This is a genomic window from Nitrosophilus sp. (genome assembly GCF_982775275.1).
This window is the reverse complement of sequence record NZ_CEXZHP010000002.1, coordinates 1-10,405: the sequence shown is the minus strand read 5'-3', so window position 1 is coordinate 10,405 and position 10,405 is coordinate 1. Positions and strand designations below refer to the sequence as shown.

Below are 10,405 nucleotides of genomic sequence, written 5' to 3'. Positions count from 1 at the left end.
CTTGGGACATAACAAACAAAGAGAGAGCCATATTTACCATAATCGTTATGGTAGGCGCTTTTATGGCGATTCTTGATACCACCGTCGTTGACGTTATAGTGCCAAAGCTAACAGGGCCACTTTCGACTGATATGTATGGAGTGCAGTGGATTATAACAAGTTATATGGTATCGGCTGCTATTGGGCTTTTGTTGTGTGAGTATTTGATAAAAAGGTTTGGTGCAAAAGCTATATATCTAATAGGCGTGGCTATGTTTAGCTTAGCATCCTTTTTTTGCGGTATCTCAAACTCCCTTGAAGCAATTATTTTGGCAAGAGTTTTTCAAGGAGTTGCAGAAGCGCTTATAATGGTAACAAGCCATGTTATGATATTTTCCTACTTTCCTCCGCAAAAACAGGGACTTGCTATGGGAATATTTGCTCTTGGAGTTAGTTTCGCTCCGGCTCTTGGACCTACTGTTGGAGGATATTTAACTGAATATTACAACTGGAGGATGGTATTTTTTATAAACGTTCCAATTGGAGCAATTTTGGTAATTGCGGGTATTATTTTTTTGCCCAAAGAGAGTTTTTTTGAAAAGCTAAAATTTAATTTTGTTAGTTTTTTCTTTTTATCTTTTGCAACCGTTTCTCTTTTGATAATGTTAAGCAAGGGTCAACAGTTAGGATGGCTAAATTCGACACTTATTGGTATTTTGCTGTTTTTATCAATTATCTCTTATTTGATTTATGCCCTGGTTGAGTTAAATTCAAAATATACTTTGATTGATTTTTCTTTGTTTAAAAATAGCGACTTTACTAATGGAATATTTATATACTTTTTTATTCTTGGATTTAGTATGTATCAATATTTTTATCTGCTTCCGGTATATTATGAGCATATAAAAGGGCTTCCAACATTAGATGCCTGGATAGCCGTATTTGCCTTTGCTCTTTTTATAGGTATCTTTTCTCCAATTGCCGGTATTATGAGCGATAAAATAGGAGCAAAAAAGACAGTGGCGATAGCTACGATAATATATCTTTTTGCATCTTTTATATTGCTTCCAAGTCTAAACTATTATACGCCAATGGCGCAGGCGATTTTACTAACTATTCCTTTTGGTATAGGAATGGGGATGTTTTTTGCTCCCGTTACTGTTTTGATACTTCAAAGCGCACCTGAAAATAAAAGCGAATTAGCAATTGTGCTTATGGATTATTTTAGATTTGTCGGCGGAAGTTTTGGAACGGCTCTTGCAACAAATAATATGGAGTTTTTCAAAGCGTTAAATTTTGATAGAATGAATGAAGTGCAAAATGCTGAATATATAAGATTTTATTTAGAAGAGGTTCAAAAACTTTTAGGAGTATCAAAAAAGTTAATAGTAGAGATCTTTAGAAATTTTGAGCTTTTTATAAGTTATAACTACGGCTTTTACAACACATTTATGCATGCTGCATATTGGGGGATTCTTGGTAGTTTTTTTGTTATATTGCTTTTTATAAAACTTCGAGGTCCGACTTCGAAGTTTTATAAATAAAAAATTAAGGATAAGGGATGAAAAGATTGATTTTTATTTTGTTGCCGCTACTTTTAAACGCCGAGAGTTTTATAGAAATTATCAAAAAAGTTGAACAAAATGAGATGTTAAGGGCAAAAGAGTATGAGATAAAGGCTAAAAAAGAGATTTTAAATTCGAGATTAGGTAAAAATCTTCCATCAATTGACGCTTCCTTGCAAGGATTGTATCTACAAGAAGAGCCAAGAATGTTTTTGCATCTTGGAATTTTTGGTATGCCATCTTCTTTTCAGGCTGCTTCTATAAATCAATATAGAGGAGAGATAGCTCTTAGTTATCCTCTGTTTACGGGATTTGCTATAACAAATATGATACAAAAAAGCAAAATTGACTTAGAAAAGTCCAAGCTTGAAAAAAAGGATATAAAAAGAAACCTATATATGAAAGCCGCACTTTTGTATAGTGAGATTTTTGCTCTAAATGAAGGTATAAAAGCCGCAAATGAGGCGTTAAAAGCGGTAGATATCTCATATAAAAAAGCGATAGGCTTTTATAACCAAGGACTAATCGCACAAAGCGAAGTTTACAATATCGAAGCAAAAAAGTATGAAATAAAAGCAAATTTAGAGGAGTTAAAGAGTAAAAAAAAGAATCTTTTTTATATGCTTGGGTATTTAACAAAAAGCAAAATAGATAAAATTGATGGATTATTAGATATTGATCTTAAAAAAATCGATTTTGAAAAAGAGATAGAAAAAAGAGAAGATATTTTGGCTTTGAAAAAGGCTTTAAAATTGGATGAAAAAGATATACTTTTGGCAAAAAGCGCTCTTTATCCAAAGCTTTATTTAAAAGCGGGTCTTAGGGGGTATGGAGATGATTTGAAATTTGATGGGGATGGATATAGAAACGGCAACGAAAGCTATGTTAGTTTTGTTTTAACTCAAAATATTTTTAACGGATTTAGTGATAAAGCAAAGATAGAGGCCGCAAAATATAAAAAACTATCTCGTAACTCTTATCTAAACGATTACAAAAGAAAAGTTTTAACCATTTTAAAAAGCGAGCAAAATCTATTAAAGGCTTTAGAAATAAAACTAAATTGGGCTAAAAAAAGAGTTAGGGCTCAGTATAGCTATTATAAACTAACAAAAGGTAGATTTGACAATCAACTCTCAAGTGCCGATGAGCTTATGCGCTCAATCGCCTCATTGGCAAACGCAAAGGCAAATCTTGCAAACATTAAGGCTCAAATTTTCAATCAAAAATGTAAAATTTTGTTAGAAATATCTTTAAATGAATTTATAAAAAATTTAAATTATAAAAAATAAAAATATAATCCCGATAACTATCCTATATATTCCAAAAGAGATAAAAGAGTGCTTTTTTATAAAATTTAAAAACCATTTTATGATGATTAAAGCGACTATAAAGGCGGTAATAAAACCCACTGATAAAGAGGCGATATTTGATATGTCAAACTCTTGATAATTTTTTAATATATCATATCCAGTTGCCGCAAACATAGTAGGAACCGCCAGCAAAAAGCTAAATTCGGCTGCGGCTTTTCTTTTAAGTCCTATAAGAAGTCCTCCTATTATGGTTGCGCCGCTTCTTGAAGTGCCGGGTATCATGGCGATTGATTGAAAAAGTCCTATCAAAAAGGCTTGTTTATAGCTTATCTTTTCTACATTTTCAATATGGTGAGACTTTTCTTTATAAAAATATTCCACTATTAAAAAAACGATTCCTCCTATTATAAGCATATAAGCTACCGTTGAGGGGGCAAAAAGAGACTTTATCGTTTTATAAAGAGTAAATCCCAAAATTGCCGTAGGCAAAAAGGCTACAATCAATTTTTTCCAAAGAAGGGGGCTTTTAAAAATCTTATCTTTAAAAGCAAATACAACAGCAAGTATTGATCCGAGCTGTATAATAATCTCAAAACTTTTTTGAAAGGAGTTTTGATCAATTCCCATAAGTTTTGCGCTAAGGATCATATGACCCGTTGATGATACGGGCAAAAATTCCGTTAAACCCTCTACTACCCCAAAGATAAAAGCTTGTATAATATCCATATATTTTCCTAAAAAGAGGTAAAAATGAAAATTAGTGCAGGTATTTTACCATTTAAAATCGAAAACGGGGTTTTAAAAATTTTTTTAGTTCATATGGGTGGACCATTTTGGGCAAAAAAAGATATAGGCGCTTGGAGTATAGCAAAAGGGATAATAAAAGAGGGTGAAGATGTTTTAGAGGGGGCAAAAAGAGAGTTTTTTGAAGAGACCGGCAAAAAAATAGAGGGAGATTTTATAGATTTGGGAGAATTTAAAACAGATGGAAAAGTTTTACATATATTTGCCATAAACAAAGATTTGGATACCCATATAAAATCAAACTTTTTTGAGCTGGAGTGGCCCCCTAAATCAAAAAAAATTCAAAAGTTTCCAGAAGTAGATAAAGCCCAATGGTTTGATATAGATACCGCTTATCAAAAGATAGTAAAAAGTCAAAGAATTTTTTTAGATAGGTTAAAAGCTACTCTTTTATAATATCCTTTAAAGGTTTTGGTTTATCTATAAAAAAGCCTTGAATATAGTCTATATTTAGTTTAGATATTTTTTCATATATATTTTTATTTCCAACTCCTTCGGCTGTGGTTTTGATATTTAAAAGAGTCGCAAATTCGCAAATAGCTTGTAAAATTGAAAAAGATTTTTTATCTTTATCTATATTTTTAACTAAACTCATATCCACTTTTATAGAATCGATATTTAAATCCACAATAGAAGAAAAATTGGAATACCCTTTTCCAAAATCGTCCAAAGCTACGCTACATCCGATCTTTTTTATCTTTTCGATAAAAATTTTTACTTCGTTGAAATATTCGTAAATATTTTCCGTCTCAAGTATTTCAAACTGAATTAAAGATGGTGCTATTTTGTTTTCTTCGATTATTTTTTTGATATTTTCTATAAAATCTTTTTGCAAAACGTCATATATATCGATATTGATAGAGATTTTTTTGGAGAGTTTTTTTGCCGATTTTATAGATTTTTTAATCATAATGCTATTTAATTTTTTATATAAACCTTTTTCTTTAGCGATCTCTATAAATTTTACGGGGGTAAAGATTTTCTCTTCGTAAGCTATTCTCATCAAAGCTTCAAAATAGATGGTTTTTGCGCTATTTTTTTCTACTACTCTTTGAAAATATGGGATAACGTTTTCATTTTCAAGAGCGTGCAATAGTATCTTAAAATACTCAATCTCCTCTTTTAATATAGGTTCGATATCTTTTGAAAAATATGAAATTTCTTTGTTTGATTTTTTAAAAGAGGCGTTTGCTTTTTCTAAAATCTCATCTACGTAATTTTCAAAAAACAGGATTTGAAAATCCAAATTTGGCTGCACATACTCTTTTGTTTTTTTGTTATAAATTAATAGATTTTGATCGATTTTTTCTTTGAAAATTTTAAAAATTTGATCAAGCTTTTCCTTTTTGAAAGCGATTGCAAATCTATCTCCATATATTCTGTAAAGTTTTTCCTCTGGATAATATTTTTTAAGTTTTTGTGAAATTTCTTGTAATATTTTATCTCCTATATAGCTTGAATAGATCTCGTTGATAACTTTAAAATTTTTAATATTTATAAATAAAAATGAGCTATTTTTTAATTTTGTTACAACTTCATCTAAAAATTTGCTTCTTGTATAAAGTCCTGTTAGTTTGTCTATCTCATATAACATTTTTGCTTCATATAATGCGTTTAGCCATAAAAGTCTTGATCTAATTACCTTTTTGGTAAATTCGTCAATTTTTTTATTAGACTGCAAAATTACTATATAAAATCCCTCTTTTATGGCAAATATCTCTCCGCTCTTTATAGGAAGAGATAACTCTTTGCTTTTTTTTAGTTTATTTAAAGTTACGTTAATCGTAAAATTGTCTATATTTTTATTTATTATCTCTTTTTGATTTTCAATCAAAGAAAAATCGATATCTTGATCTTCTAAAAAGATAAAAAAGTCTTTTAAATCTCCTTTTTTGGAGAAAAAAAGTTCGTTAGATTTTAAGATATTGTCAAGCTCTTTTTGAAGTATCTTTAATTTTTTTAAATCTTCGATATTTTTTTCATATTTTGATAGAAATTTTCCTAAAAACAGTTTTATCTCATATAAAGTTTTTGTGGGTATGTTTTTGTCATAGACAAAAATATAATTTTTGTCTATTGGGAAAAATTTTATATTTTTTCGCAAAGTAAATCTATCTTTTTTTATTATATCTACGTTTGCGTCTAATATCTTTGAAAGAAGAAATCTTAGTTCATTTAACATTAGGGCCTCACCACTATTCTTGTAAAACTCTCTTTATCAACTTCCGCTCTAAAATAGCCATCTTCTATGATATTTTTAAGATCGATATACTCTATAAAGTAGTTAAAATCAACTTTTAACGATTTTAGAGCCTCTTTTAGTTTCTCTTTATCTTTTGAGTTGTATGTGATAGACTCCAATAAAAACTGTTCATTTAAAAGCATATTTGAAGGGACAAAAGAGATAGGATGAAAATATGTCCCTATATTTAATAAAACAGAGCCTTTTTTGAGATACTCCGCACCTTCTGTGATAGCCGGTTTGTCTATAAACGTATCCATCCCCGCCGCGTCTATTACAAGATCGTATTTTTTATCTATTTCCTCTTTTTTGACGGTTTTAAAACCGGCGTTTTTAGCTCTTTTTAGTCTTGCTTCCAAAATATCGTTTAACTCAATATTCGCTTTAAAAAAATCTCTAAAAACAGCCGCTATACTTATACCTACGGCCCCGGCACCCAAAATCAAAATCTTTTTGTCTTTTAGCTCAAAAAATCTACTATATATCTGAGCGGCATGCAAGGCTACGAGGATCGGCTCTACAAAGGTTAAAAGTTCTCTTTTTTCAATCTCAAAGATATTATTTTTATTGACCGCACTATATTCGCAAAATCCCCCATCTGCCCCCAATAATCCATGATAGGCCATTTTATCGCAAAGTTGTTCTTGTTTATTTTTGCAATAAAAGCATTTGCCACAACTTAGCAAAGGTAGCACGGCAACCTGTTTTCCTATCAAAGAGCTATCTACGTTTTTACCTACTTCAACAACGATTCCGCCATACTCTTGAGAGGGTATTAAGGGGGTCTTCTTTTTTGTCAGCGGGTGGGGCTCTTTATTGATAATAAAAGGTCCCTCTACAAATTCGTTTATTTGGGTTTGACTAATTCCAGCATCGGTGACTTTTACTAAAACTTCATCATCTTTAGGTTTGGGTTTTGGAATGTTTTCAAGTCTAATATCTCTTTGGTCATAAAATCTAAGTGCCAACATCTTTATAATCTTTTTATTTTTTTTATATTATCGGATAAAAAGATTTAATTTTTAAAAATAGATAGTAAAAATATTTAAAGAGTTGTTATATTGATACTCCAATTTGAAATTGTGAAGTTTTAAAATGGAGTTTACAAGATAGAGTCCAAGCCCAAAGCCTTTACTTTTTTTATCCTTAGAAAAAGGCTCGATATAGTAAGAAAGATCGTTTTTAAGAGGACTTCCTATATTTAAAAACTCGATTTTGTTTTTATAAACATATATTTTTGCTTTTGAGTCTGTTGAGTGAGCGATAGCGTTTTCTATGAGATTTTTTACGGCAATAGAAAAAAGTTTATAATCAACATTGATTTTAGGTTTGTCTAAATATTTTATAAGTATATTTTTTTTATCAAACATTCCAAGTTTTATGGATTCATCAATAATCTCTTCTATTTTTTTCATCTCAAGATTTGGTTTTATTTTTGAGTTTATCCTCTCAAGTGCGGCGATTTCGTTTATTAGAGAGTTTAATTTTTCAAAGATTTTTATAAGTTTAATTTTTTTATTTTCATCTTCTATCATCTCAGCTACAATTCTTCCTTTTGTTATTGGGGTTTTTAATTCGTGCATAATGTTTCTTAGCAGAAGTTTTCTAGAGTTTAAAATATTTTTTATAGCCTCAATAGACTCTTTTAGAGCTTTTGCAACCTCTGTTATTTCACTGCTTCCTTTTATATCAAGATCTAAGTTTAGATCTCCTTTTGAGAGTTTTTTTATCTCTTTTTGAATTTTTTTAAGGGGCTTTAATTTTAAAACTATTCCGATATAGGCTAAAAGCAAAATCAAAAGAGTTATCAAAAAAATTGGGTAGATAAAAATATTTTTTGAACGGGAAATATCTTTTAAAAGCAAAAAATTACCAAAGGTTTGAATAAAGATATAATAATCACCATTATATTTTAAAAGATAAAAATCTCCAAAAAGAGTAGAGATTTTTTCTATTTTTTGAGAATTTTTTACGATTTTTATCGCTTCTTTTGGAAAATCGATAAGAATCAAATCGATCTCGCTTAAATCTTTTTCCAACCTTTTTATATTTTGTATATTTTGTAGTTTCCATGTTAAAGTTTTCGATATTAGGGCAAATCTATTTTTTATCTGGAAATTGGATTTTTCATTTTCATATTTTAAAAAAAGATAAAAAGAAAAAGAGATGCTAAAAAAGGCTATTAAAAATATCAAAGTTATATAAAAAAAGATAGAGCGTTTCATATTTTACCCGTTAAATTTATAACCTATCCCCCGAACCGAGATTATATATTTTGGCTTTTTTTTATCTTTTTCTATTTTATTTCTTATTCGCCCGATTATCACGTCAATACTTTTTGTAGATGAGGTTTGACTTAGCAAGGATATTTTTTTGATAAGCTCTTCTCTTGAGATAACCCTGTTTGGGTTATTTATAAAATATTTTAAAATCTCATACTCAGCAGGCGTTAAATCCAAGGGATTTTCTTTAAAAATGATCTCTTTTGCGTCGTTATCTATATAAAACTCTTTTTTTTCCTCTTTTTTTATCGCTCTTCTTGTGATAGCTTTGAGTCTTGCTTCTAACTCTCTTGGATTGTATGGTTTTGGCAGATAATCGTCCGCTCCAAGTTCTAATCCTATTATTTTATCCGTAATGTCGCTTCTTGCGCTTGAAATTATAATGGGGATTTGAGAAAATTGTCTAATCTTTTTTAAGATTTCTAGCCCGTCAATTTCTGGAAGAGTTAGATCAAGTATCAAAGCGTCAAAATTTTCATTTTTTAATGATGAGATGGCAACAAAAGGATCATCAAAATTTTTTACTTTAATATTGTGAGAATTTAAAAACTCTTCTAAAATCTGAGCAAGCTCAATATCATCTTCTATCATTGCCACTTTCAACGATTTTCCTTTTAGGGTATGTTTTAAGTTTGAAGATTTTAAGTTGGAAGTTTGAAACTTCCAACTTCCAACTTTATTTCAATACCAAAATAATAGGATAGCCTTGTCTGTTGACATAAACTCTTTTTGGACCTTTATATTTTTTTATGGCTTTTTTGAAATCTTCAATATCTTTTATATCTATCTCTTCAATAGCCTCTATAATATCGCCTCTTTTGAAACCGGCTTTATCGGCTTTGCTATCTGGCTTAACCTCTGTTATCAATACCCCTTCTACATCTTTAGGGATATTATACATTCTTCTTGTTTGTTCATCAAGATTTTTTAAGCTTAATCCAAAAAACTCATCTTCTACATTTATGGATGATTCGGGTCTTGATTTGAGTTTTACTATTGTTGTGTAAACTTTTTTATTTCTTTCATATTTTATTTTTACTTTTTCTCCTGGAGCTTTAGAGCCTATGAGAGTTTTTAACTCGTTTGCGTCATCTACCTTTTCTCCATCAACTTCGATGATCAAATCGCCTCTTTTTAGCCCCGCTTTTTGTGCTGCGGAATCTTTTGCCACATCTACGATAACCGCTCCATATTTATGTTTATAAACCTCTTTTAGATCCCCTCTTAAATCCTCTATTATTACTCCAAGATATCCTCTTTCGATTTTGCCTTTTTCCACAAGTTTTTTTACAACATCTTTCATCATATTTACAGGAATAGCAAAACCTATACCGTTATTTCCGCCGCTTCTTGTTATAATGGCGCTGTTTATACCTATTAGGGCTCCTCTGCTATCAACCAATGCGCCACCTGAATTTCCAGGATTGATTGCAGCGTCGGTTTGGATAAAATTTTCATATGTGTTTATCCCTACATTACTTCTATTTAATCCCGATACTATACCTTGAGTAACAGTCTCTCCTATAGCAAAAGGATTTCCTATAGCAAATACTATATCTCCCGGCTTTAATTTTGAAGAGTCGCCAAGTTTTATGGGTTTTAAATCTTTTGCATCTATTTTTATAACGGCAAGATCGGTTAGAGGATCCTTTCCTATGATTTTTGCTTTATACTCTTTGTCGCTATTTGGCAAAGTTACGGTAACTTCGTCAGCTTCATTGATAACATGGTTATTTGTTACTATATATCCATCTTCGCTTATTATCACACCAGATCCAAGAGATCTTTGAATCCTATCTTTTGGTAGTCTATCTTTAAAAAGAGGCCCAAAAAACTGTCTAAAAAAGGGATCGTTAAAAAATGGAGATTGCGCAAAATTTGGTGTTTTAATCCTTTTTTTTGTAGAGATGTTTACTACGCTATCTTTTGCCTCTTTAATAGCGTCATAAAAGGATAACACAACATTTTTTTCTTGACTTGGCATCACTCTTTTAAAATTTTTTGGAGCTTCGTTAAAAGTTATCGAAGCTGCAGAAAGCATCAAAGCCGCCACGGTTGATAAAATAACCGCTTTTTTCATAATTTCCTCCTGATTTAAAATTTTTAGTATCGAAATGATAATATAATTTTTGCAAACGCAGTTTAATAAAAAGTAAACAAATAGTAAATGAGGGGATTTGTGGTTAATTAAAAGTGAGAGAGTGAGAAAGTGAGAGAGTGAGA

The 10,405-nt window shown here is 30.4% G+C and carries 9 protein-coding genes; 3 read left to right on the top strand and 6 right to left on the bottom strand.

The window, feature by feature from the left end; genetic code table 11:
* On the top strand, positions 1–1,523 hold a 1,523-nt coding region (locus AC30RD_RS00270), incomplete at its 5' end, for a DHA2 family efflux MFS transporter permease subunit (protein WP_489492110.1).
* A 17-nt stretch (positions 1,524–1,540) separates the two neighbouring features.
* Positions 1,541–2,833 (top strand): TolC family protein, encoded by a 1,293-nt coding sequence (locus AC30RD_RS00265; RefSeq protein ID WP_489492109.1) that lies wholly within the window; start codon positions 1,541–1,543, stop codon positions 2,831–2,833.
* Here AC30RD_RS00265 and AC30RD_RS00260 read toward each other — a convergent pair.
* A complete protein-coding gene (locus tag AC30RD_RS00260; protein WP_489492108.1) occupies positions 2,816–3,580 on the bottom strand; it encodes an undecaprenyl-diphosphate phosphatase in 765 nt (254 codons plus the stop codon). The genes AC30RD_RS00265 and AC30RD_RS00260 overlap by 18 nt on opposite strands.
* 24 nt (positions 3,581–3,604) lie before the next feature.
* On the opposite strand from AC30RD_RS00260, the gene AC30RD_RS00255 reads away from it, so the two are divergent.
* Positions 3,605–4,054, top strand: coding sequence for an NUDIX hydrolase (locus AC30RD_RS00255; protein WP_489492107.1), 450 nt, complete (start codon positions 3,605–3,607; stop codon positions 4,052–4,054).
* On the opposite strand, the gene AC30RD_RS00250 is transcribed toward AC30RD_RS00255, so the two are convergent.
* The 5 genes from AC30RD_RS00250 to AC30RD_RS00230 all read right to left on the bottom strand — a co-directional run bounded on the left by AC30RD_RS00250 (position 4,041) and on the right by AC30RD_RS00230 (position 10,262).
* Entirely contained in the window at positions 4,041–5,840 is a 1,800-nt protein-coding gene (locus AC30RD_RS00250) for an EAL domain-containing protein (protein ID WP_489492106.1), read from the bottom strand. The two genes, AC30RD_RS00255 and AC30RD_RS00250, sit on opposite strands and share 14 nt — an antisense overlap.
* Positions 5,840–6,871 carry an alcohol dehydrogenase catalytic domain-containing protein gene (locus tag AC30RD_RS00245; protein WP_489492104.1) on the bottom strand — a complete coding sequence of 344 codons (1,032 nt, stop codon included), beginning with the start codon at positions 6,869–6,871 and terminating at the stop codon, positions 5,840–5,842. The genes AC30RD_RS00250 and AC30RD_RS00245 overlap by 1 nt, the downstream gene beginning before the upstream one ends.
* Positions 6,872–6,922: 51 nt before the next feature.
* Complete coding sequence (locus tag AC30RD_RS00240; protein ID WP_489492103.1) at positions 6,923–8,125, bottom strand: ArsS family sensor histidine kinase; 1,203 nt, start codon at positions 8,123–8,125, stop codon at positions 6,923–6,925.
* 3 nt (positions 8,126–8,128) lie between these two features.
* Positions 8,129–8,773, bottom strand: a complete 645-nt coding sequence (locus AC30RD_RS00235) for a response regulator transcription factor (RefSeq protein WP_489492129.1) — start codon at positions 8,771–8,773, stop codon at positions 8,129–8,131.
* A gap of 85 nt (positions 8,774–8,858) precedes the next feature.
* Entirely contained in the window at positions 8,859–10,262 is a 1,404-nt protein-coding gene (locus tag AC30RD_RS00230) for a Do family serine endopeptidase (protein WP_489492101.1), read from the bottom strand.
* Positions 10,263–10,405 lie beyond the last annotated feature (143 nt).

Coding starts and splice junctions, on each gene's coding strand:
- AC30RD_RS00265 (WP_489492109.1), top strand. CDS start 1,541: ATGAAAAGATTGATTTTTATTTTGTTGCCGCTACTTTTAAACGCCGAG.
- AC30RD_RS00250 (WP_489492106.1), bottom strand. CDS start 5,840: ATGTTAAATGAACTAAGATTTCTTCTTTCAAAGATATTAGACGCAAAC.
- AC30RD_RS00235 (WP_489492129.1), bottom strand. CDS start 8,773: ATGATAGAAGATGATATTGAGCTTGCTCAGATTTTAGAAGAGTTTTTA.
- AC30RD_RS00255 (WP_489492107.1), top strand. CDS start 3,605: ATGAAAATTAGTGCAGGTATTTTACCATTTAAAATCGAAAACGGGGTT.
- AC30RD_RS00260 (WP_489492108.1), bottom strand. CDS start 3,580: ATGGATATTATACAAGCTTTTATCTTTGGGGTAGTAGAGGGTTTAACG.
- AC30RD_RS00245 (WP_489492104.1), bottom strand. CDS start 6,871: ATGTTGGCACTTAGATTTTATGACCAAAGAGATATTAGACTTGAAAAC.
- AC30RD_RS00240 (WP_489492103.1), bottom strand. CDS start 8,125: ATGAAACGCTCTATCTTTTTTTATATAACTTTGATATTTTTAATAGCC.
- AC30RD_RS00230 (WP_489492101.1), bottom strand. CDS start 10,262: ATGAAAAAAGCGGTTATTTTATCAACCGTGGCGGCTTTGATGCTTTCT.